This window comes from Pseudarthrobacter sulfonivorans, from assembly GCF_031454915.1.
GTDB classification, from domain to species: Bacteria; Actinomycetota; Actinomycetes; order Actinomycetales; family Micrococcaceae; genus Arthrobacter; species Arthrobacter sulfonivorans_C.
The window spans coordinates 173,195-194,707 of record NZ_JAVDRS010000006.1; the positions used below are offsets into that span (position 1 = coordinate 173,195).

The window sequence follows — 21,513 nt, forward strand, 5'->3', positions numbered from 1 at the left end:
TGGAAATCACTTGTCCCCGGCCAGGTCGCGGTACCGGGCCTCATTCCGGGCGGCGCTCCGGATGAACAGCCAGGCGCTGAGGCCGATCACCGGGTAGATCCCGGCACCCAGCAGCAGCCAGTCGAACGGGATGCCCGCAACACGTGTTTCCGCAAGGCCGGGAACGGCTGCCAGTAACACCGGGAACGCACCCAGAATCAGCATGAACCCGACAGCCACCACCAGGGCAAGCCGCAGTTGGGAACGGATCAGGGACCGGACGAAGACCTGCCCCACCTCTGATTCCTCGGCAGCTTCGCGTGTTTCGCCCGCGGGCCGCGGTGCCGAACGCGGGGCGGTGACGCGGACCCGCGTCATGCCTGCGGCCGGATCCGGGTGGCCTCCAGCTTTTCCCTGACCGTGGGCAGGTGCCGGCGGCTGATGGGGAGGCTGGCGCCGGCCACCGAGACGCTCGGCTTGTCGGCTGCCAGCTTCATGGACGCGACATGCTTCAGCGCCACCAGGTAGGACCGGTGCGTCCTGATGAAGCCGGCCTCCGCCCATTGCTGCTCCAGATCGGCCAGCGGCACCCGGATGAGGAAGCTCGCGTCCGCGGTGTGCAGCCGGGCGTAGTCGCCTTGCGCCTGGACATACGTGACGTCATCGCGCCGGATCATCCTGGTGGTTCCGCCCTGGTCCACGGTGATCATCTCAGGTGCGGCGCCGCCGTCGCGCATTAACTCACTGATCCTGCCCACCGAACGGGCCAGCCGCTCCGCCCGGATGGGCTTGAGCAGGTAATCAATGGCCGCCAGTTCGAAGGCTTCGAGGGCGCAGTCCTCATCGGCGGTGACAAAAACCACGGCTGGCGGTTTGCTGCTGCGGGCAATGGCGCGGGCCACGTCGAGGCCGGATACGGCGGGCATGTGGATGTCCAGGAAAACGGCGTCGACGGATTCGCTGGTGAGGGCACGGAGGGCCTCGGATCCGGAGGAGGCGCGGTGGATGGTGCCGATGCGGTCGTCCCTGCCCAGCAGGTACGCCAGTTCCTCCACGGCGGGTAACTCGTCGTCTGCGACGAGGACATTAATCATGCTCCTACATTAGCTGTCCGGGGAAACTTGCTTCAGGCGTCGTGGCCGGGTTGGGACTTTGGGACGCGCATGGTGATCAGCGTCCCTTCGCCCGGGGCGGTCTCGATCACCAGGCCGTGCTGGTCCCCGTAGACCTGGCGGAGCCGGGCGTCGACGTTCCGCAGTCCCACGTGGTCCCCGTCCCGGTGGCCGGCCAGCATGGACTGGAGTTCGGCAGGATCCATCCCCACGCCGTCGTCCTCGATGGTGACCTCCGCAAACGCCCCCGAATCGTTGGCGGTGATGGTGATGTGGCCCGCTCCTTCCTTGGCTTCCAGGCCGTGCCTCACCGCGTTCTCCACCAGCGGCTGCAGGCTTAGGAACGGGATGACCGTGCTCAGCACCTCCGGCGCGATCCGCAGGCTGACCTGGACCCGCTCCCCGAAGCGGGCCCGCTCGAGCAGCAAGTACCGGTCGATGCAGCGCAGTTCCTCTGCCAGCGTGGTGAAGTCACCGTGGCGCCGGAAGGAGTACCTGGTGAAGTCCGCGAACTCCACCACGAGTTCGCGGGCACGCTGAGGATCCGTGTTGATGAACGATGCGATGGCGTTCAGGGAATTGTAGATGAAATGCGGGCTGATCTGGGCCCGCAAGGCCCGCACTTCGGCTTCCATCAGGAGCGTCCGGGACGCATCCAGCTCCGCGAGCTCCACCTGGACGGCCACCCAGTCCGCCACTTCGCTGGTGGCGCGGACCAGCCCGGCGCCCGCCGACGGGGCAAACGCTGCCACCACGCCAACCACCCGTGACCCCGCGCGTACCGGTGCGATGACGGCGGCGAGACTGCGGGAGGTAAGGTCGGCACCCAGGTCCCGGGTCTGGAGCACCGCAGTGCGGCCCCCGGTGAGGACGTCCGCGGCTAGGCCCATCAGTAGCGGTTTCAGTTCCTCGGCGGCACCATCCCAGGCGAGGACGCCCGCGGTATCGGTAATCGCCAGGGCGTCACAGCCGAGGAGGTTGCGGAGCTGGCGGCTGGCCTTCGCTGCCCCCGTAGGGTTCAGCCCCGTGCGCAGGTGCTGCCCGGCACGGGATGCGGCGTGCAGCGTGTTGTACGTGGCGCGCTCGGCATCGGTGCCCAGATCGCGGAAGGAACGCAGCACCTTGAAGCCCACACCGACGACGACGGCGATCGCCAGCACGATCACGGCGATGGCTGCTGCGGTCAGGAGCGGAGAGTCCGGCATGGTGCCCAGCGTAGTGGCGGGTGCCGTTGGCCGCAGCATCGCGACCGTTTAGCGACCGCTGCTCCAGCACCTCTGGTTGTAGCGCCGGTCACGGCGCAGAGTGATTGCAGTCACATGTGCGGCCCTGCCCGCAGGCCGCGGCCGGTGTGAACAGGCAAGTTCTCAATGAGGAGGAACGATGGGTCAAGATGCCCAGACTCCGGACGCAGCGGCGTCCGTGGACTTCGAGCAGGTCCAATCAACAGCGCGGTTCCAGGAACTGCGCAAACGTCACCGCAGCTTCGTATTCCCCATGGCAGCGGTCTTCCTGCTGTGGTACTTCGCGTACGTTTTGCTGGCTGACTATGCCGTGGGCTTCATGTCCACCAAAGTGTGGGGCAACATCAACATCGGCTTGATCCTTGGCCTCCTGCAGTTTGTCACTACGTTCGCCATTACCGGCTGGTACGTCAGCTACTCCAACCGCAGGCTGGACCCGATCGCCGCGGAAATCCGGCACGAAATTGAAGGCCATGAATTCGATAAGGACGGCAACATCGTGACTGGAGTGAACAAGTGATCGGCATTGCCGCGGCGGTTGATGTCGCCGACCTCAAGGAAACCACGCTCCTCAACATGGGAATCTTCGGCCTGTTCGTCGCGGTGACCATGGTGATCGTGATCCGGGCCAGCCGAAACAACAAGACAGCGGCGGATTACTACGCGGCGGGACGCTCGTTCACGGGCTCACAGAACGGAACGGCCATCGCTGGCGACTACCTCTCGGCGGCCTCGTTCCTGGGCATTACCGGCGCCATTGCCATCAACGGCTACGACGGTTTTATGTACTCCATCGGCTTCCTGGTGGCCTGGCTGGTGGCTCTGCTGCTGGTGGCCGAACTGCTGAGGAACACCGGCAAATTCACCATGGCCGATGTCCTCTCCTTCCGGCTGAAGCAGCGTCCGGTCCGCATCGCCGCGGCCATCTCCACCCTTGCCGTGTGCTTCTTCTACCTGCTGGCGCAGATGGCCGGAGCCGGCAGCCTGATTTCCCTGCTCCTGGGCATCAGCGACTGGGGTGGCCAGGCGCTGGTGATCATCGTCGTCGGCGGCCTCATGATTATGTACGTCCTGATCGGCGGCATGAAGGGCACCACCTGGGTCCAGATCATCAAGGCCATCCTGCTGATCGCCGGCGCGTTCGTTATGACTATCTGGGTTCTGGCCATCTATGGCTTCAACCTCTCCAGCCTCCTCGGTGCGGCCGTTGAGACCTCCAACAACCCTGCAGTGCTGAACCCCGGCCTGCAGTACGGCAAGACCGAAACGTCCAAGCTCGACTTCATGTCCCTGGGCCTCGCCCTGGTCCTGGGCACGGCCGCGCTGCCCCACGTGCTCATGCGCTTCTACACCGTGCCTACGGCCAAGGAAGCCCGCAAATCAGTGGTCTGGTCAATCTGGCTGATCGGCCTGTTCTACCTGTTCACCCTGGTCCTTGGTTACGGTGCGGCAGCCCTCGTTGGTGCAGACACCATCAAGGGGGCACCGGGCGGCGTCAACTCGGCGGCCCCGCTGCTCGCCTTCTTCCTCGGCGGCCCGCTGCTTTTGGGCTTCATTTCCGCGGTGGCCTTTGCCACCATCCTGGCAGTGGTGGCCGGCCTCACCATCACCGCTGCGGCCTCCTTTGCCCATGACATCTACGCGAGCGTCATCGCAAAGGGGAAGGCCGACGCCGAGACCGAGGTCAAGGTGGCGCGGCGTACCGTGGTGGTCATCGGGGTGATGGCTATCGTGGGCGGCATCTTCGCCAACGGCCAGAACGTGGCCTTCCTGGTGGCACTGGCCTTCGCCGTGGCGGCCTCGGCCAACCTGCCCACAATTATCTACTCCCTGTTCTGGCGACGGTTCACAACCCAGGGCGCGGTGTGGAGCATGTACGGCGGCCTGGGCTCGGCCATCCTCCTCATCGCTTTCTCTCCTGTGGTGTCCGGCGGAGCCACCTCCATGATCAAGGACGTCAACTTCGCGATCTTCCCGCTCAGCAACCCGGGCATCGTCTCCATTCCACTGGCGTTCCTGCTCGGTTGGCTTGGCACGGTGCTGGACAAGAAGCGCGAGGACAGTGCCAAGCAGGCCGAAATGGAAGTACGGTCCCTCACCGGTGTCGGTGCGGAGAAGGCCGTGGACCACTGACCTGAGCAAGCGGACGACGGCGGCCCGCGGCCGCCGTCGTCGCTGGAAGGCCCGCAGCCCCTTCCGGGGCCGCGGGCCTTCCCTGCGTCTTGGGTCCTATACCTGGGGCTTGATCTTGATGTCCATCATTTTGAGTTCATCAGTGCCCTCGAAGCGGTAGACGAGGTCGATGTTCTTGCCGCCGTCGCAGGTGATGAGGCCCACCACGTCGGCGGCCTTGGTGCCGTTCTCCGTTGCGGCATTGACGTTGTTATAGGTGGGCTTGCAGGTGTTGTCCATCTCGAGGGTCTTGATGCCGGCAATAAACGCCTCCTTGGACACCTGTTCCTGGAGGGCAGGGTCAAGGTATTTGTCGTAAGCCGTGGAGGTCTCGCCGTTGATCACCAGTTTCGTGAAGTCGTCCGCGAGGCCCCTGGCGTGGTTGGTGGGGCCAGCCACAACATTGATCAGAATCACCACGCCAAGGATGACCAGCAGCAGGACGCCGCCCACCACCCCCAAGATGATCAACAGCCTGCGGCGGCCCCGCGCGGGAGGCTGTTCGCCCGGAAGCCCGAACGGCCCGTCGGCCGGTGCTTGTCCCGCCGCATCGTAGGGTCCGGGCGCCCCGTGCTGTCCGGGCGCTGCGTACTGTCCCTGAGCTGGGTATTGGCCCGGCGCGGTGAACTGGCCGGGAACGCCATTCTGGCCCGCCTGTGTTTGTGCCTGCGGCTCTTGCTGCGGCTGCTGGGGCCGATGTGCAGGCTGGACCGGCTGGTGCGGTCCCTGGGGGTTGCTCACATGGAGCCTTTCCGGCAATGCGGTGGCACTGCCTTTTTGCCGGGAGCCGCTGGACGGTTCCCATGATTTACCTGGGAACAGCCTATAACCCGGATTTGCGGGGATGGGCATCGGGCTGACCATCCAGGAAACACTACTTGCGTCAGGTTAACGGGCGGGCTCCGGATCCTGACCGTCCCCGGATTCCCGTTCCAGAAGCGGCTGGATGCGGAAGGGGATGAGTTCGCCCATGGCCAGGGCGGTGTCCGTACGGTCCACGCCGTCGCAGGCCAGGATTTTCCCGTTGATCCGGAAGAGGTCCTCAGCATCCAGCGCCACCACCCGCAGCAGGAGGTCAGCCGAGCCGGTCAGGCCGTATCCTTCCAGGATCTCCGGAATGCCGGCAAGGTCATGGGCCAACTGCCCCAACTTTTGCTGCTGGACGTGGACCGAGATGAAGGCCATCAGGGGATACCCCAGGGACACCGGGTTGATCCGCCGCTCGAAGGAGAGGAATACGTGTTTTTTCTCAAGCTGGGCCATCCTGGCCTGGACGGTGTTACGGGACAGTCCCAGCTTCTGGGCAAGCGCCACTACCGTTCGCCGGGGGTCGCGGGCCAAGGCAGAAAGCAGCCGGGTGTCGGTGCCATCCAAAGGGTGCATAATGCGCAAGGTTAGCACGGTCAGGGGACTGCAAACAGGGCATTATGCTCAGTATCCGCGGCGGTAGTTGTACCCAATGAACATTGTGAGTAGGGTCACAATTATCCGGGGCAACGGCGCCCGGGCGGCTGGCTGCCGGCGGGACCACAAGTCCCCAGGGGCTGGTCAAACGACGTGAGAAGGTTGCGTGCCATCGTGTCTACAGACGAAACGGGCCAGGGCGGGACAAGGGCAGGCGCCCCCGCCGGCAGTGCAGGAACACAAGGTGCATCCGGCCGGAATCTGATCCAGCTGATCACCCCGGACGGCGAGCGGGTCAGTCATCCGGAATTCGACCCCTGGGTCAAGGACATCGGCGATGAACAGCTGTGCTCCCTCTATGAGGACCTGACCGCCATCCGGCGCATCGACGTCGAGGCAACTGCCCTCCAGCGGCAAGGAGAGCTGGGCCTCTGGCCGCCATTGCTGGGCCAGGAAGCAGCGCAGGTCGGTTCAGCCAGGGCACTGCGGCAGGACGATTTCATCTTCTCCAGCTACCGCGAAAACGGAGTGGCGTACTGCCGCGGCGTGGACCTGACCGACATTTTGCGTGTCTGGCGCGGAAACGGCTCCTCCGGCTGGGATCCGTACACCGTCAACATGGCCACCCCGCAGATCATCATCGGCGCGCAGACGCTGCACGCCACCGGCTACGCCATGGGCATCCAGAACGACGGCGCCGACTCCGTGGCGGTGACGTACTTCGGCGACGGTGCCACGAGCGAAGGCGACGTCAACGAGGCCATGGTGTTCGCCGCAAGCTTCCAGGTGCCGCTGGTCTTCTTCTGCTCCAATAATCACTGGGCCATCTCGGAGCCCGTGCGGCTGCAGTCCCACGTGCAGCTCGCAGACAGGGCTGCCGGCTTTGGAATCCCGAGCCTCCGGGTCGATGGAAATGACGTCCTGGCCGTTATGGCAGCCACCCGGGTGGCTGTGGACCGGGCCCGGCACGGCGGCGGGCCGACCTTCATCGAGGCCGTCACCTATCGTATGGGGCCTCACACCACTGCCGACGATCCAACCCGCTACCGCGACGCCAACGAACTCGAAGACTGGGCGGCGAAGGACCCCATCGACCGCGTCAAAGCCCTCCTGGACCGCAAGGGCCTCCTCACGGATCAGTACCAGCAGCACGTCAAGGACAAGGCAGACGCCGTAGCCCGTGAGCTCCGTGCAGGCTGCATTGCCATGCCGGAGCCCGGGCCGCTGGATGTCTTCAAGCACGTGTACAGCGCACCCAACTCATGGCTGGACCGGCAGCAGGACCACTACACCCGATACCTTGCTTCCTTCGGTGATCCCGCAGGAGCCACTTCACAGGAAGGTGCACGCTGATGACCCAGATGACCTTTGCCCGTGCCATCAACTCCGGCCTGCGCAAATCCCTCGAAAATGATCCCAAAGTCATCCTGATGGGCGAGGATATCGGCGTCCTTGGCGGTGTGTTCCGGGTGACCGACGGCCTCCAGAAGGACTTCGGTAAACACCGCGTGGTGGACACGCCGCTGGCCGAGTCGGCCATTATCGGCACCGCCGTGGGCCTCGCATACCGCGGCTACCGGCCCGTGGTGGAGATCCAGTTCGATGGTTTCATCTATCCTGCCTTCGACCAGATCGTCAGCCAGGTGGCCAAGCTGCACTACCGCACCCAGGGTGCCGTGAAGATGCCCATCACCATCCGGGTCCCGTTCGGCGGCGGCATTGGCTCGCCGGAGCACCACTCCGAGTCGCCCGAGGCGTACTTCACCCACACCTCCGGGCTGCGGGTGGTGACAGTTTCCAACCCGCAGGACGCCTACACGGTGATCCAGCAGGCGATTCTGTCCGATGACCCCGTCCTCTACTTCGAACCCAAGCGCCGCTACCACGACAAGGGTGAAGTGGATGAAGGCACCGACATCGGCAGCGCGCTGCCGATGGATACAGCCCGGGTGCTGACCGAAGGCAATGACGTGACGCTTGTGGCCTATGGGCCGCTGGTGAAAACGGCCCGGGACGCCGCCACTGCAGCAGCCGACGAAGGGATCTCCATCGAGGTCATCGACCTGCGCTCGCTGTCACCGGTGGATTACCCCACCGTTGAAGCGTCTGTGCGGAAGACGGGCCGGCTGGTGGTCACCCATGAGGCCGGCCAGTCAGGCGGCCTGGGAGCCGAGGTCGCTGCCAGTATCACTGAGCGGTGTTTCTACCACCTCGAAGCAGCGCCCGTCCGCGTCACCGGATTCGATATTCCGTACCCGTACTCCAAGGTGGAGATGCACCATCTCCCCAGCCTGGACAGGATCCTCGACGGCGTGGACCGTGCACTGGGACGGCCGAACTCACTCAGCGGACTGGAAGGATGAGCGCAACCATGATCAAGGAATTCAGGCTACCGGACCTGGGTGAAGGCCTTACAGAATCCGAAATCGTCAGTTGGAAAGTTGGTGTGGGGGACACTGTCACCCTGAACCAGGTTATTGCCGAGGTGGAAACCGCCAAGGCCGTGGTGGAATTGCCGTCGCCGTTCGCCGGTGTGATTACGGCCCTTCACGAGCAGCCTGGCACCGTGGTGGAAGTGGGCAAGCCCATCGTCTCGTTCGAAGTACCGGACGACTCCGGTGCGTTGCCTGCCGGGTTCGCGCCGGCTGAGGCCGAGACACCGAAGCGGCAACCCAACCTGGTGGGGTACGGGGCCGTCGTCGAAAGTTCCGGCCGTCCGGTGCGCCGGCAGCGCAACTTTGCAGCCCAGGCGGCTGAGCCCGTCGAAAGCAGGACTGTCGAAACCATGCCCGCCGAATTCCGCTCCTTCGACCGGCCCCGCTCCACGCCTCCGGTACGGAAGCTGGCCAAAGACCTTGGCGTCGAGCTGGCGGCAGTTCCGGGCACCGGTGTCCAGGGGCTGATCACGCGGGACGATGTCCGGAACTTCGTCGGCGGTGGTGATGTTTTAGGGGCCGCGCGCCATCTGTCTGCTGTGTCGGATGCGGCTGCGCCGGCTGACCGGACGGCTGCGCAGGGCGGGCGGGAGGTCCGCACTCCCATCAAGGGCGTCCGGAAGTTCACTGCGGCTGCGATGGTGGCGAGTGCTTTTACGGCACCGCATGCGACGGAATTCCTCACGGTGGATGTCACCCCCACCATGGACCTGCTTGCCAAGCTGAAAAGAAGCCGGGCTTTCCTGGACCACAAGCTCACTCCACTGACTCTTGTGGCCAAGACGGTGCTGATCGCGCTCCGGCGGAACCCGTCGCTGAACTCGCGGTGGGACGAGGCCAACCAGGAGATTGTGCAGTTCAACTACGTCAACCTCGGCATCGCCGCAGCAACGCCGCGTGGGCTCACCGTTCCCAACATCAAGGACGCGGACACCCTGTCCCTGCTGGAACTTTCCGAAGCCCTTACTGATCTGACGGAAACCGCTCGGGCCGGGAAGACTGCTCCCGCTGAGCTGGCTGACGGCACTATCTCCATCACCAACATCGGGGTTTTCGGAATCGACGCCGGCACTCCCATCCTGAACCCGGGCGAGGCAGCCATCCTGGCGGTTGGCGCGGTCCGGAAGATGCCGTGGGAATTCCAGGATGAGGTTGCGCTGCGCCAGGTCATGACCTTGAGCCTGTCCTTTGACCACCGCCTGGTGGACGGGGAGCAGGGCTCGCGCTTCCTCGCCGACGTCGGCGCCATCCTGGCCGATCCCGGCATGGTGCTCACGATGGTTTAGGCGGCAGGTGTCCAGCCCGCCATGCCTGGACGTCAGCCCCGAATGCCAGAACAACGCGGGGTCACATAATGCCCAATAACACCGCTGGATTGGGCAACAAGTGACCCCGCGTTGCTGTATTGAACGACGGGGTGGTCAGGGTGCCGGGTGGTCAGGCTGCCGGGCCATCTGCTGTGAGGGCCGCCAGCGCCATGCTCTCAAGCAGCGGGCGTGCCGTTTTAGGCGCGATCTTTCGGCCATGGGTCCGCACGGAGTGCGGCGTGGAATTGATGAGGCCGAAGGTCGCGTGGGCCCGCATCCGCAGTTCAGCGGCGTCGATGGCGGGGTGCAGCCGGGCCAGGACCTCAACCCAGAGCTCAACGTAGTTACGCTGCAGCGCCCGCACCTCGGTCTGGTCCTGTTTGGCGAGGTTGCTGAAGTCCCTGTCCTGGACGCGGATCACGTCCGGTTTACCCAGCGCAAAATCCACCTGGAATTCCACCAGCCTGCGGAGGGCCGCGAGCGGATCTGTGGTTTCCGCCACCACGCGCTGGCCGCCCGCCAAAAGGTCCCGGCTGACTGTCAACAGCAGATCACCCAGCACTGCCTGCTTGCCCGGGAAGTGGCGGTACACCGCCGGACCGCTGACGCCAGCAGCCGCCCCCAGGTCCTCCAGCGACACGCGGTTAAACCCGTTCACGGCAAAAAGCGACGCGGCGGCGGTCAGCAGTGCCTGGCGCCGGATCTCCTTGGCTTGGCTGCGCTGGGTCCCCGTGGCGCGCAGGGTCCCCGGATCAGGCTGGGCAGCAGCTGCAAGGGGCCGGTCTGCCGGCGCCGGCTGGGACGGCTGCGCAGGTCGGGCGATGGGCACGTTTTCCTCCTCGAACCTGCAAATTCTAACAACGCATTCCTGTGTTGGACATCACAGTTAATAGAGACTAACCTAAATCTCAGTTACTCAGCACTAACCGAGTTGGCATTCGCGCTCCGCACGGGCACGAGTGACCGAAAGCCTCAACAGAACGGGAACGGACCGCGTCGATGGAGACCCTCACCAGCCGGCTCGACGCCGCAAGTGAAGTGTTTGCGGCCAACAACACTGCGCAGCGCGCGCTCGCCGAGGAACTGCGGGCCAGGCTGGCCGAGACTGCCCTGGGGGGACCGGAGAAGTCCCGCGAACGCCATGTGGCCCGTGGAAAGCTCCTGCCGCGTGAACGCATTGACCGGCTGTTGGATGACGGCAGTCCCTTTCTGGAGATCGCCCCGCTCGCTGCCAATGGCATGTACAACGATGAGTCGCCGGGCGCCGGGGTGATCGCGGGCATCGGTCTGGTCCATGGCCGGCAGGTACTGGTGGTTTCGAATGACGCCACGGTCAAGGGCGGCACCTATTACCCGATGACCGTGAAGAAGCATCTCCGGGCCCAGGAAATCGCGATGGAGAACCGTTTGCCCTGCATCTATCTGGTGGACTCCGGGGGAGCGTTCCTGCCCAAGCAGGACGACGTGTTTCCGGACAAGGAGCATTTCGGCCGGATTTTCTTCAACCAGGCCAGGATGTCCGCGGCGAAGATTCCGCAGATCGCCTCGGTGATGGGCTCCTGCACGGCCGGCGGCGCCTACGTCCCTGCGATGAGCGACGAAACAGTGATTGTTCGGAACCAGGGCACCATCTTCCTGGGCGGCCCACCGCTGGTGAAGGCCGCGATCGGTGAAATTGTCACGGCCGAGGAACTGGGCGGCGGCGAGGTCCACTCCAGGATTTCCGGCGTCACAGACCACTTGGCGGAGAACGACGAGCACGCCCTCCAGATCATCCGTGACATTGTGGCCACACTCCCCAGACCCGCTGCCCCCGCGTGGAACGTGGATACTGCCGTTGAACCCGCGGCGGAACCCGCCGAGGTCTACGGTGCTGTGCCCACGGACGTCAACGCCCAATACGACGTCCGCGAAGTCATTGCCCGGCTGGTAGACGGCAGCAGGTTCCACGAATTCAAGAAGGAATACGGCACCACACTCGTCACAGGCTTCGCGAAGCTTCACGGCCACCCCGTGGGGATTGTGGCCAACAACGGCGTGCTGTTCAGCGAGTCCTCGCTCAAGGGCGCGCACTTCATTGAGCTGTGCGATCAGCGCGGTTTCCCGTTGATCTTCCTGCAGAATATTTCCGGCTTCATGGTGGGCAAGGATTCCGAACAGGGCGGCATCGCCAAGAATGGCGCCAAGATGGTCACCGCGGTGGCCACGGCCAGGGTGCCAAAGCTCACTGTGGTGATCGGCGGGTCTTTCGGGGCAGGCAACTACTCGATGTGCGGGAGGGCTTACTCGCCGCGGTTCCTCTGGATGTGGCCCGCCAGTCGCATTTCGGTGATGGGCGGCAACCAGGCCTCCAGCGTCCTCGCCACCGTCAAACGGGACCAGTACGACGCCGCCGGCCAGGAATGGTCCGCCGAAGACGAAGAGGCGTTCAAGGCCCCCATCAAACAACAGTATGAGGACCAAGGCAGCCCGTACTACTCCACCGCCCGCCTCTGGGACGACGGCATCATTGACCCTGTGGACACCCGCACCGTCCTGGGACTGGCGCTCGACGTCGTCTCCCGCACCCCGCTGCCGGAGACCTCCTTCGGCCTATTCCGGATGTGAGCCCGCTGTGACCATTCCTCCCGCGACATCTCCCGCACTGGCCAATACCTCAAATCCCGGCAAACCCCTCTTTGGCACCGTCCTCGTGGCCAACCGCGGGGAGATCGCCTGCCGTGTGATCCGCACGCTGCGCGCCCTCGGCATCCGTTCCGTGGCCGTCTACAGCGATGCCGACGACGACGCCCGCCACGTGCGGGAAGCAGACGTTGCCGTGCGGATCGGCCCCGCCTCCGCCGCGGAGAGCTACCTGAACATCGAAGCAATCATCCAGGCCTGCCGTGATACCGGCGCCGAGGCCGTGCACCCCGGTTACGGCTTCCTGAGCGAGAACGTCGACTTCGCCCGCGCCCTGGAAGGGGCCGGCATCACCTTCATCGGCCCCGGTGTGGAATCCCTTAATGTCATGGGCGACAAGATCCGGTCCAAGAACCACGTGGCAGGCTTCGGCGTTCCCGTGGTGCCGGGCATTGCCAGGCCGGGCATGACCGACGCGCAGCTGGTGGAGGCCGCGGACGGCGTCGGCTTCCCGCTGCTCATCAAGCCCTCCGCCGGCGGCGGCGGGAAGGGCATGCACATCGTGGAGCGCCCCGGGGAACTCGAAGCCACGCTGGCCACGGCCCGGCGGGTTGCGGCGAGCGCCTTCGGTGACGACACCCTCTTCCTGGAGCGGTTGGTGCGCACGCCGCGGCACATAGAGGTCCAGGTCCTGGCTGACAACCACGGCAACGTCATCCACCTGGGCGAGCGCGAGTGCTCGCTGCAGCGGCGCCACCAAAAAGTCATCGAAGAAGCGCCGTCACCGCTGCTGGATTCACTGAACGACGGTGGTGCCACCCGTGCCAGGATCGGCGAGGCTGCCTGCCAGGCGGCCCGGAGTGTCCACTACAGCGGTGCCGGCACCGTGGAGTTCCTGGTCTCCGATGATGCCCCGGACGAGTTCTTTTTTATGGAGATGAACACCCGCCTGCAGGTGGAGCATCCGGTCACCGAAATGGTCACGGGCGTTGACCTGGTCGAATGGCAGGTCCGGATCGCCGCCGGTGAGGAACTGACCGTCCGCCAGGCCGACGTCGAACTTAACGGGCACGCGGTCGAAGCGCGCGTCTACGCGGAGATCCCGGAACGGAACTTCATGCCATCAGGCGGGGAGGTGGTGCTCCTGGACGAGCGGGGCACCACCTTCACGGCCTTCGAGGGCTTCCGTTCCTCCGCGACGGATGCTGCCGCGGACCCGGACATCCGGATCGACTCCTCGCTGGTGCAGGGACTGGAAATCTCCAGCGACTACGATCCCATGGTGGCCAAGGTGGTCGCCTGGGGCGCCGACCGGAAGGCTGCGCTGGCCAGGCTCGACACCGCCCTCGCCCGCTACACGGTGCTGGGGATCGAGACGAACGTTGAGTACCTTCGCCTGCTGATTACTGACGATGACGTCCGGGCAGGGCGCCTGGACACCGGCCTGATCGAGCGCAGGATGCCGCATTTCACCTTCCGCCGCGTGGGGGATACCGAGATCATCGCCGCTGCGATTCCGGAGTGGGTGCTGGCCGAGGGGCCGGCGAACGTGGGGTCCCCCTGGAACAGCATCACCGGTTGGCGGCTGGGGAGCCCGGCGCCCTGGACCAGGAGCTTTGGCGTCCCGGGCGGCGACATTGCCACGGTAGCGGTGACCTGGGTGAGCAACCTGGACCTCGGCCACGTTACGGCCCGGGTCAACGGGGGTCCAGAACACGACGTGACTGTCCTGGGACTGACCGGACAGGACGTGTTCCTGGCGATCGACGGCGAGCAGATGCGGTTCGCCCGGGGTTCCTCCCGCGAGGCGTCCCCGGCGACGGGGAATGCGCAGACCGTCTTCGTGGGCAACGGCGGCTGGTCGTGCCGGCTGGAAGTACTGACCCGGGAGTCACGGCTCGCCCGGGTGCTCGCCGCCATCCAGCGCGAGGAGGGCATCGCGGATCCGGAGGTCCGCTCGCCCATGCCGGGCACGGTGGTGTCCGTTGCCGTGGCCGACGGCGACCACGTGGCAGCCGGCCAGGTCCTCCTCTCCGTGGAAGCCATGAAGATGGAGCATCAGTTGGTCGCCGAAGTGGCCGGCACCGTACACATCAGCGTCAGGACGGGCGACCTGGTGAAGGCTGACCAGGTGCTGGCCACCATCCACGCAGAGACCAGTGATTCACTCACGGACACCATGACGGTCCCGGATCCGGACCCGCCCACGGTGCCGGACAACACTGACACAACAGGCACTGACAACACAGGCAAGGGAGCCTAGCCATGACAGATTTTGAACTCAGCGAGGAATACCAGGACCTCAGCGACACCGTCCGCGACTTCGCGGACAACGTGGTGGCCCCGGTGTCCGCCAAGCACGATGAGGAACACAGCTTCCCCTATGAAATCGTGAAGCAGATGGCAGACATGGGTCTCTTCGGGCTGCCGTTCCCTGAGGAATACGGCGGGATGGGCGGCGACTATTTTGCGCTCGCGCTCGCCCTCGAACAGCTGGGCCGGGTGGATCAGTCGGTGGCCATCACGCTTGAAGCGGGCGTCTCCCTGGGTGCCATGCCCGTCTACCGGTTCGGCACTGAATCCCAGAAGCAGGAGTGGCTGCCGGTGCTCGCTTCGGGTGAGGCGCTCGCAGGCTTCGGGCTCACCGAGCCGGAAGCCGGTTCCGACGCGGGCGGCACCAAGACCCACGCCCGGCGCGAGACCGCCGGCAGCAAGACCGAATGGGTGATCAACGGGAACAAGGAGTTCATCACGAACTCCGGTACCGACATCACGCGCCTGGTGACAGTCACAGCCGTCACTGGCGAGACGGAGCGCAAGGACGGGAGCATCAAGAAGGAGATCTCCACCATCCTGGTGCCCACCGACACCCCGGGGTTCAAGGCGGAAAAGGCCTATAACAAGGTGGGCTGGAACGCCTCGGACACGCATCCGCTGACCTTGAAGGACGTCCGTGTGCCGGAGGAAAACCTGCTCGGCGAGGAAGGCAGGGGCTACGCGAACTTCCTCTCCATCCTGGACGAGGGCCGGATCGCCATCGCCGCGCTCGCCACAGGAGCAGCGCAGGGCTGCGTGGACCTCTCGGTGAAGTACGCCAAGGAACGCAGTGCCTTTGGCCAACACATCGGCAAGCACCAGGCCATCGCGTTCAAGATCGCGCGGATGCAGGCCAGAGCCCACACGGCACGCCTGGCCTACTATGACGCCTCCTCAAGAATGCTCGCTGGTAAGCCGTTCAAGACGCAGGCGGCCATCGCTAAGATGGTCGCAGGCGAGGCAGCCATGGACAACGCGCGGGATGCCACCCAGGTGTTCGGCGGCTATGGCTTCATCAACGAATTCACCGTGGCACGCCACTACCGCGACTCCAAGATCCTTGAAGTGGGGGAGGGCACCACGGAGGTCCAGCTGATGCTGATCGCCCGCGAACTCGGACTGTAGCCGGCTGGAGAGGATCACTGATGATTAACAAGGTTGTTGCCAGCGCCGAGGAAGCCACAGCGGACATCCCGGACGGCGCGTCGCTCGCGGTGGGCGGGTTCGGCCTGTGCGGAATCCCCGTGGCCCTCATCGACGCCCTGCACCGGCACGGCACCAAGGATCTGGAGACCGTGAGCAACAACTGCGGCGTGGACGACTGGGGCCTCGGCGTCCTGCTTCGGGACGGCAGGATCCGGCGGACCGTCAGCTCCTACGTCGGCGAGAACAAGGAGTTCGCCCGCCAGTACCTCGCCGGTGAACTGGAGGTGGAGCTCACCCCGCAGGGAACCCTCGCAGAGAAACTCCGGGCCGGCGGAGCCGGAATCCCCGCCTTCTACACCAAGGCCGGCGTGGGTACCCAGGTGTCCGAGGGCGGGCTTCCCCAGAAGTACGACGCCGACGGCGGGGTTGCGATCGCCTCCGCACCCAAGGAGGTGCGGACTTTCAGCGGGGTTGACTACGTCCTGGAGGAGTCACTGACGCCCGATTACGGCCTGGTGCACGCATGGAAGGGCGACCGCCACGGCAACCTTGTCTTCCACGCCACCGCCATGAACTTCAACCCCCTCTGCGCGATGGCAGGCAGGATCACCGTGGCCGAAGTGGAGGAGCTGGTGGAACCGGGCGAGCTTGATCCGGAGCACGTCCATGTACCCGGCATCTTCGTCCAGCGCGTGGTGGTGGTGCCCGGCGGCGAGAAGCGGATTGAAAAGCGGACCGTGTCCCTGGCTGCCCCGGCCGGGGCCGGCCCGGCCACAGACACATCACAGGCAGGAGCGTAGCCATGGAGTCGAACAGCACGCAGGGAGCGCCTCCCCGCCCCGAAGCCGTCCGGCCCGAATACCGCCGTGCCGCCGTCGGGCATCCCGAGGGCACGAACCAGGACGCCAAAGGCTGGACCCGGAACGAACTGGCCGCGCGGGTGGCCCGGGAGCTCAGCAACGGGCAATACGTCAACCTGGGCATTGGCATGCCAACCCTGATCCCCAACTACATTCCCGCCGGTGTGGAAGTTGTCCTGCACTCGGAGAACGGGATCCTGGGCGTCGGGCCCTACCCGGCTGAGGACGCCGTGGACCCTGACCTGATCAACGCCGGCAAGGAAACCGTCACGGTCAACAAGGGCGCAGCCTTCTTCGACTCCGCGTCATCGTTCGGCATGATCCGGGGCGGGCACGTGGATGTGGCGGTGCTGGGCGCCATGGAAGTGGCGCAGAACGGCGACCTGGCCAACTGGATGATCCCCGGCAAGATGGTCAAAGGCATGGGCGGAGCCATGGACCTGGTTTTCGGCGCCAAGAAGGTGATCGTGATGATGGAACACGTTGACCGCAACGGCCGCCCCAAAATCGTGGAACAGTGCACGCTGCCGCTGACCGGCAAAGCCTGCGTGGACCGGATCATTACCGACCTCGCCGTGATCGATGTTGTCACCGAGGGCGGGCGGTCCCGCCTGGTGCTTCGCGAACTGGCGCCCAATGTGTCCGTCGAGGACGTCGCGGCGGCCACCGGGGCTGAGCTCTTCGAAGAGGACCAGGAACTCACTGTATGACGGGCCACCGCATCATTGAACAGCGGGGCCTGTACTTCGACGAGCTGGAGCAGGACGTTGTGTACGCGCACCGGCCCGGACGCACCGTGACGGAGGCGGACAACGTCCTCTTCACCACGCTCACCATGAATACCCAGGCCCTGCACCTTGACGCAGCCTGGAGCGCAGGCCAGCCTTTCGGCCAGCGGCTGGTCAACTCCATGTTCACGCTGTCCACCGTGGTGGGGCAGTCCGTGTCGCAGCTGACCCAGGGCACCATCATCGCCCAACTGGGCCTGACTGATGTGTCCTTTCCGCACCCGCTATACCACGGCGACACGCTTTACACAGAGACCGTGATCCAGCAGAAGCGGCTCTCGGAATCACGGCCCGGCCAGGGGATTGTGACCATGCAGCACACAGGCCGAAACCAGGACGGCACCGTGGTGGCCCTGGCAACCCGGAGCTGCCTGATGTGGACCCGCGAGGCCCACGCCGTGCGCCCGGCACAACCATAAAAGGGGAGCGGGCAGGGCATCGGAAAGGGGACAATGTCCGTATGACATTTGTGATGGGCCCCGCCCTCTTGTTCTGCCCCGCCGACCGTCCCGAGCGCTACCAGAAGGCAGCCGAACGCGCCGACGCCGTCATCCTGGATTTGGAAGACGCCGTGGCTCCCGCGGACAAGCAGCGGGCCCGCGGCGCGATCCTCGCCCAGCTCGGTGCCGCCGGTGACGGACCCGAGCTGGACCCCAGCCGGACCATCGTCCGCCTCAATCCGGCCGGCACTGAAGAGTTCGAAAAGGACCTGCATTGCCTGGCACATACGCCGTACCGGACGGTGATGCTGGCCAAAGCCGAGAGCGCCGGGCAGCTGGAAGCACTCAAGGACTTCCACGTCATTGCCCTGTGCGAAACCGCCGCGGGAATCCTCAACGCACCCGCCATCGCCGCTGCACCAAATGTGGTGGCACTGATGTGGGGCGCAGAGGACCTGCTCGCGTCCCTGGGCGGAACCTCCTCAAGAAAGAGCGACGGCGGCTACCGCGCCGTGGCAATGCACGCCCGGTCCGCGGTACTTGTGGCCGCCCGCGCCTTCGGGAAGGAAGCCGTGGACGCTGTCTACGTCAACATCCCGGACCTTGACGGGCTCGCTGTGGAGGCTGCCGACGCCGTGGCCTCAGGGTTTGGCTCCAAGGCGTGCATCCACCCCACGCAGGCGAACGTGGTCCGCGGCGCTTATGCCCCATCCGAGGTCGACGTTACCGCTGCCCAGGAACTGTTGCGGGCCGCCGCCGCGGCAGGGTCCGGGGTCTTCCAATTCAACGGCAAGATGATCGACGGCCCCATCCTCAAGCACGCGGAAGCCACGCTCCGCAGGGCCGGAACCCACGCCTGAACCACACGCGTGAGGAACCAGCACGCGTGAGTCACAGCGTCTGATTGCGGTCACCGCGTCTTACTTACGGTTGCGGCCTGATTACCGTCGCCGCCCGCGGGAACCGCGGGGGGACAACGGCGGAATGGCCTCATACAAAAGGGTCCTGACCCACCGCTCACCGGTTTCCCGAAACTCATTCCGGGTGGCGAAGCGATACAGGTAACTGTGGACGCGCACCCAACGCGGCGGTTCGCCGTCGAACGGGTCCTCGCGAAGAAGCAGCAGGGTCCGGGGATCAGCCTCGAGGAGCTTGCCGAGGAAGGCATAAAACCACTCCTCGTGGACCGTGCGCAGCGGCAGGAACCACATCAGCCAGTCCAGCCGCAGGTGGTAGGGCGCCCACTGCCGCGGCAGCCGGCGCACGTCGCCGGGCTTGCCCTTGAATGCGTACTCGCGCCAGTCAGCCGTGTCGTCAGGTTCAGCGGCCAGGGTGCCTTCGACAACGATCTCGATGCGCTGCTTCGTCACGGTGCCGAAGGCGCCGTAGGTGTTGACCAGCTGCCAGCGGTTGAAGCTGGCATTCATCAGCTGCCCCCTGGAGATGAGGTTCCGCACCGGCCAGTAGCTCAGGACCACCAGCAGCAGCGTCGCCGCGACGGTGATGGCAAGCCAGTACGGCGGATTCCCGCGACTTCCCGCCGCAGGGTGCCAGTCCAGGGGCAGGAAGGGGAACACGGCATGGGCAACGGGGTCGCTGACCGCGGCGAAGGCCAGCACAATGGCGATCCAGTTCAGCCACGCAAAGTTGCCGCTGGCCACCAGCCACAGCTGGGTGAAGATCACGATGCCGGCGGCGATGCTGGCAATGGGCTGCGGGGCGAACAGGAAAAACGGCACGACCAGTTGCGCGAAGTGGTTTCCCAGCACTTCCAGCCGGTGGAAGGGTTTGGGCAGCAGATGCGCCTGCCGGCTCAAGGGACCAGGCATCGGCTGGGTCTCGTGGTGGTAGTACAGCGCTGTCAGGTCACGCCATTCCCGGCCGCCGCGGATCTTGATCATGCCGGCGCCGAACTCCAGGCGGAACACCAGCCAGGCCACCAGGATCAGTATGGTGCGGGGCGGTTCCGTCTGGTCTGAGCCGAGGAACGCGACGGTGAAGCCGGCTTCCAGAAGCAGCATTTCCCAGCCGAAGCCGTAGAACGTCTGGCCCACGTTGACGATCGACATATAAAGCAGCCACAGGGCCAGGAAGGCCAGCAGAGGCACCCACGGCGGCCCGAGCTGCGGGACACCTGCAACCAGCAGCGCCGAAATGGCCAGTCCCGCTGTGCAAACCCATCGCAGAAGCTGGTCCGAGTAGCGCCACCGGAAGAGCGTGGGCCGGCGCCTGACGCTGAACCCCTCCAGGTACCGCGGAACGGGGAGGAGCCCGTGTTCGCCAAGCAGCGCCGGGAACTGGTTCAGGGACGACAGGAACGCCACAAAGTACAGCGCGGCGATGCCTCGCTGCAGCACCTGCCGCGCGAACTCGTAGTCCGGAGCATCGAACCAGGAAACCCAGTCCACGCACTCCACGTTACGCCTGGCCGTTCCCGGCTCCTAGATCAGGCAGATCCGGGAAAGGACCAGGGGTGCGGGATACTTAAGCCATGCAGCCACGCAGAATCGTCCTCCTCGGATCCACCGGTTCCATCGGCACCCAGGCGATTGACGTCGTCGACGGCGCCCCGCACCTCTTTGAGGTAGTGGCACTTAGTGCAGGCGGTGGAAACCTGGAGCTGCTCGCCCGACAGGCTGTCCACACAGGCGCTGCCGCCGTCGGTATCGCTGCCGGCGATCCCCGGCAGCTGCAGGAGCTGATCACCGATGCTGCCCGCCTTGCCGGGCGGCAGGACTACCGTCCGGAGATCATCGCTGGCCCGGACGCTTCGGCGCGCATCGCAGCGATGGACGCGGATGTGGTCCTCAACGGCATCACCGGCTCCATCGGCCTGGCTCCCACGCTGGCCGCGCTGAGATCCGGTGCCACTTTGGCCCTGGCCAACAAGGAATCGCTGATCGTGGGCGGTGCGCTGGTCAAAGCCGCGGCGCGTGAGGGCCAGATCGTCCCGGTGGACTCCGAGCATTCGGCCATTGCCCAGTGCCTGCGCTCCGGCTCAGCGGCCGAGGTGGAGAAACTCATCCTCACGGCATCGGGAGGCCCGTTCCGCGGACGCACGCGGGAGCAGCTGCACGGCGTTTCCCCGCAGGAAGCCCTGGCACACCCCACCTGGGACATGGGCCTGATGGTCACCACCAATTCGGCCACCTTGGTCAACAAGGGCCTTGAGCTGATCGAAGCCCATCTGCTGTTTGACGTACCGCTGGACCGCATCGACGTGGTGGTCCACCCGCAGTCGGTGGTCCACTCCATGGTCCAGTTCGTTGACGGGTCCGTTATCGCGCAGGCCTCGCCGCCGGACATGCGCCTGCCCATCGCCCTGGGGATCGGCTGGCCGGACAGGGTGCCGAAAGCGGCGTCCCCGTGTGACTGGACCCAGGCCACCAGTTGGACCTTCGAACCGCTGGACACCGCCGCGTTCCCGGCCGTGGACCTGGCCAAGGATGCCGCCAAGCAGGGGAGCACGTACCCTGCAGTCTTCAACGCGGCCAACGAGGAAGCAGTCATGGCCTTCCACTCAGGACGCATCCGCTTCACCGAAATCGTGGACATCATTGACGCTGTCCTCAGCGAACACCCAGGATCCTCGGAGCTGACCCTTGAGTCAGTGCTGGATGCTGAAGACTGGGCACGAACACGCGCCCACGAACGTTTGGCAGTAAGCAGTCTCTAGGAAGCAGCAGAT

20 protein-coding genes are annotated in these 21,513 nt (G+C 65.3%); 13 read left to right on the forward strand and 7 right to left on the reverse strand.

The annotated features are described in order from the left end of the window. Positions 1–6 precede the first annotated feature (6 nt). The 3 genes from J2808_RS14690 to J2808_RS14700 are packed head-to-tail and all read right to left on the reverse strand — an operon-like array spanning position 7 to position 2,296. Positions 7–357, reverse strand: coding sequence for a DUF485 domain-containing protein (locus J2808_RS14690; protein WP_309817985.1), 351 nt, complete (start codon positions 355–357; stop codon positions 7–9). Further along, positions 354–1,073, reverse strand: coding sequence for a LytR/AlgR family response regulator transcription factor (locus J2808_RS14695; protein ID WP_309817987.1), 720 nt, complete (start codon positions 1,071–1,073; stop codon positions 354–356). Before J2808_RS14695 ends, J2808_RS14690 begins: the two co-directional genes overlap by 4 nt. A 32-nt stretch (positions 1,074–1,105) precedes the next feature. Continuing rightward, positions 1,106–2,296: a sensor histidine kinase gene (locus tag J2808_RS14700; protein ID WP_309818321.1), complete on the reverse strand. Its 1,191-nt coding sequence runs from the start codon at positions 2,294–2,296 to the stop codon at positions 1,106–1,108. A 178-nt stretch (positions 2,297–2,474) separates the two neighbouring features. Here J2808_RS14700 and J2808_RS14705 point away from each other — a divergent pair, with 178 nt between their 5' ends. Both J2808_RS14705 and J2808_RS14710 read left to right on the forward strand, forming a co-directional pair. Continuing rightward, the gene (locus J2808_RS14705) at positions 2,475–2,855 is read left to right on the forward strand and encodes a DUF485 domain-containing protein (RefSeq protein ID WP_309817990.1); all 381 of its coding nucleotides are present in this window, start codon (positions 2,475–2,477) and stop codon (positions 2,853–2,855) included. A 56-nt stretch (positions 2,856–2,911) separates the two neighbouring features. Further along, positions 2,912–4,468 carry a solute symporter family protein gene (locus tag J2808_RS14710; protein WP_309818322.1) on the forward strand — a complete coding sequence of 519 codons (1,557 nt, stop codon included), beginning with the start codon at positions 2,912–2,914 and terminating at the stop codon, positions 4,466–4,468. Positions 4,469–4,564: 96 nt separating this feature from the next. Here the strand turns inward: J2808_RS14710 and J2808_RS14715 are convergent, their stop codons facing one another. Continuing rightward, positions 4,565–5,248 carry a hypothetical protein gene (locus J2808_RS14715; protein WP_309817992.1) on the reverse strand — a complete coding sequence of 228 codons (684 nt, stop codon included), beginning with the start codon at positions 5,246–5,248 and terminating at the stop codon, positions 4,565–4,567. Between the two features lie 147 nt (positions 5,249–5,395). After that, the gene (locus tag J2808_RS14720) at positions 5,396–5,890 is read right to left on the reverse strand and encodes an Lrp/AsnC family transcriptional regulator (RefSeq protein ID WP_309817997.1); all 495 of its coding nucleotides are present in this window, start codon (positions 5,888–5,890) and stop codon (positions 5,396–5,398) included. Positions 5,891–6,085: 195 nt separating this feature from the next. Between J2808_RS14720 and pdhA the strand changes: the two genes are divergently transcribed. From pdhA to J2808_RS14735, 3 genes are read left to right on the forward strand one after another with little or no spacing between them, the layout of a single operon-like run. After that, positions 6,086–7,264 (forward strand): pyruvate dehydrogenase (acetyl-transferring) E1 component subunit alpha, encoded by a 1,179-nt coding sequence (gene pdhA / locus J2808_RS14725; RefSeq protein ID WP_309818000.1) that lies wholly within the window; start codon positions 6,086–6,088, stop codon positions 7,262–7,264. Next, a complete protein-coding gene (locus J2808_RS14730; protein WP_309818004.1) occupies positions 7,264–8,274 on the forward strand; it encodes an alpha-ketoacid dehydrogenase subunit beta in 1,011 nt (336 codons plus the stop codon). The genes pdhA and J2808_RS14730 overlap by 1 nt, the downstream gene beginning before the upstream one ends. Continuing rightward, positions 8,271–9,632: a dihydrolipoamide acetyltransferase family protein gene (locus J2808_RS14735; RefSeq protein WP_309818008.1), complete on the forward strand. Its 1,362-nt coding sequence runs from the start codon at positions 8,271–8,273 to the stop codon at positions 9,630–9,632. Before J2808_RS14730 ends, J2808_RS14735 begins: the two co-directional genes overlap by 4 nt. A 151-nt stretch (positions 9,633–9,783) precedes the next feature. On the opposite strand, the gene J2808_RS14740 is transcribed toward J2808_RS14735, so the two are convergent. Beyond that, positions 9,784–10,395: an SACE_7040 family transcriptional regulator gene (locus J2808_RS14740; RefSeq protein ID WP_309818324.1), complete on the reverse strand. Its 612-nt coding sequence runs from the start codon at positions 10,393–10,395 to the stop codon at positions 9,784–9,786. A 257-nt stretch (positions 10,396–10,652) separates the two neighbouring features. Between J2808_RS14740 and J2808_RS14745 the strand changes: the two genes are divergently transcribed. The 7 genes from J2808_RS14745 to J2808_RS14775 are packed head-to-tail and all read left to right on the forward strand — an operon-like array spanning position 10,653 to position 18,685. Next, positions 10,653–12,260: a carboxyl transferase domain-containing protein gene (locus J2808_RS14745; RefSeq protein ID WP_309818014.1), complete on the forward strand. Its 1,608-nt coding sequence runs from the start codon at positions 10,653–10,655 to the stop codon at positions 12,258–12,260. Positions 12,261–12,267: 7 nt separating this feature from the next. Beyond that, a complete protein-coding gene (locus J2808_RS14750; protein WP_309818016.1) occupies positions 12,268–14,538 on the forward strand; it encodes an acetyl/propionyl/methylcrotonyl-CoA carboxylase subunit alpha in 2,271 nt (756 codons plus the stop codon). Positions 14,539–14,540: 2 nt separating this feature from the next. Further along, the gene (locus J2808_RS14755) at positions 14,541–15,716 is read left to right on the forward strand and encodes an acyl-CoA dehydrogenase family protein (protein WP_309818019.1); all 1,176 of its coding nucleotides are present in this window, start codon (positions 14,541–14,543) and stop codon (positions 15,714–15,716) included. A gap of 20 nt (positions 15,717–15,736) precedes the next feature. Further along, positions 15,737–16,537 (forward strand): CoA transferase subunit A, encoded by an 801-nt coding sequence (locus J2808_RS14760; RefSeq protein ID WP_309818023.1) that lies wholly within the window; start codon positions 15,737–15,739, stop codon positions 16,535–16,537. A gap of 2 nt (positions 16,538–16,539) precedes the next feature. Next, positions 16,540–17,307 carry a CoA transferase subunit B gene (locus J2808_RS14765; RefSeq protein ID WP_309818025.1) on the forward strand — a complete coding sequence of 256 codons (768 nt, stop codon included), beginning with the start codon at positions 16,540–16,542 and terminating at the stop codon, positions 17,305–17,307. Further along, positions 17,304–17,804 carry a MaoC family dehydratase gene (locus J2808_RS14770; protein WP_309818027.1) on the forward strand — a complete coding sequence of 167 codons (501 nt, stop codon included), beginning with the start codon at positions 17,304–17,306 and terminating at the stop codon, positions 17,802–17,804. Before J2808_RS14765 ends, J2808_RS14770 begins: the two co-directional genes overlap by 4 nt. 41 nt (positions 17,805–17,845) lie before the next feature. Then, the gene (locus tag J2808_RS14775) at positions 17,846–18,685 is read left to right on the forward strand and encodes an HpcH/HpaI aldolase/citrate lyase family protein (RefSeq protein WP_309818030.1); all 840 of its coding nucleotides are present in this window, start codon (positions 17,846–17,848) and stop codon (positions 18,683–18,685) included. 81 nt (positions 18,686–18,766) lie between these two features. Here the strand turns inward: J2808_RS14775 and J2808_RS14780 are convergent, their stop codons facing one another. Continuing rightward, positions 18,767–20,233, reverse strand: coding sequence for a lipase maturation factor family protein (locus tag J2808_RS14780; RefSeq protein WP_309818032.1), 1,467 nt, complete (start codon positions 20,231–20,233; stop codon positions 18,767–18,769). An 83-nt stretch (positions 20,234–20,316) separates the two neighbouring features. On the opposite strand from J2808_RS14780, the gene dxr reads away from it, so the two are divergent. Beyond that, positions 20,317–21,501: a 1-deoxy-D-xylulose-5-phosphate reductoisomerase gene (gene dxr, locus J2808_RS14785; protein WP_309818033.1), complete on the forward strand. Its 1,185-nt coding sequence runs from the start codon at positions 20,317–20,319 to the stop codon at positions 21,499–21,501. Positions 21,502–21,513: the final 12 nt, after the last annotated feature.

Excerpts from the sequence above, each read along its gene's own strand:
- J2808_RS14690 (WP_309817985.1), bottom strand. The coding sequence starts at position 357 with ATGACGCGGGTCCGCGTCACCGCCCCGCGTTCGGCACCGCGGCCCGCG.
- J2808_RS14695 (WP_309817987.1), bottom strand. The coding sequence starts at position 1,073 with ATGATTAATGTCCTCGTCGCAGACGACGAGTTACCCGCCGTGGAGGAA.
- J2808_RS14700 (WP_309818321.1), bottom strand. The coding sequence starts at position 2,296 with ATGCCGGACTCTCCGCTCCTGACCGCAGCAGCCATCGCCGTGATCGTG.
- J2808_RS14705 (WP_309817990.1), top strand. The coding sequence starts at position 2,475 with ATGGGTCAAGATGCCCAGACTCCGGACGCAGCGGCGTCCGTGGACTTC.
- J2808_RS14710 (WP_309818322.1), top strand. The coding sequence starts at position 2,912 with ATGGGAATCTTCGGCCTGTTCGTCGCGGTGACCATGGTGATCGTGATC.
- J2808_RS14720 (WP_309817997.1), bottom strand. The coding sequence starts at position 5,890 with ATGCACCCTTTGGATGGCACCGACACCCGGCTGCTTTCTGCCTTGGCC.
- J2808_RS14730 (WP_309818004.1), top strand. The coding sequence starts at position 7,264 with ATGACCCAGATGACCTTTGCCCGTGCCATCAACTCCGGCCTGCGCAAA.
- J2808_RS14735 (WP_309818008.1), top strand. The coding sequence starts at position 8,271 with ATGAGCGCAACCATGATCAAGGAATTCAGGCTACCGGACCTGGGTGAA.
- J2808_RS14745 (WP_309818014.1), top strand. The coding sequence starts at position 10,653 with ATGGAGACCCTCACCAGCCGGCTCGACGCCGCAAGTGAAGTGTTTGCG.
- J2808_RS14755 (WP_309818019.1), top strand. The coding sequence starts at position 14,541 with ATGACAGATTTTGAACTCAGCGAGGAATACCAGGACCTCAGCGACACC.
- J2808_RS14760 (WP_309818023.1), top strand. The coding sequence starts at position 15,737 with ATGATTAACAAGGTTGTTGCCAGCGCCGAGGAAGCCACAGCGGACATC.
- J2808_RS14765 (WP_309818025.1), top strand. The coding sequence starts at position 16,540 with ATGGAGTCGAACAGCACGCAGGGAGCGCCTCCCCGCCCCGAAGCCGTC.
- J2808_RS14770 (WP_309818027.1), top strand. The coding sequence starts at position 17,304 with ATGACGGGCCACCGCATCATTGAACAGCGGGGCCTGTACTTCGACGAG.
- J2808_RS14775 (WP_309818030.1), top strand. The coding sequence starts at position 17,846 with ATGACATTTGTGATGGGCCCCGCCCTCTTGTTCTGCCCCGCCGACCGT.
- dxr (WP_309818033.1), top strand. The coding sequence starts at position 20,317 with ATGCAGCCACGCAGAATCGTCCTCCTCGGATCCACCGGTTCCATCGGC.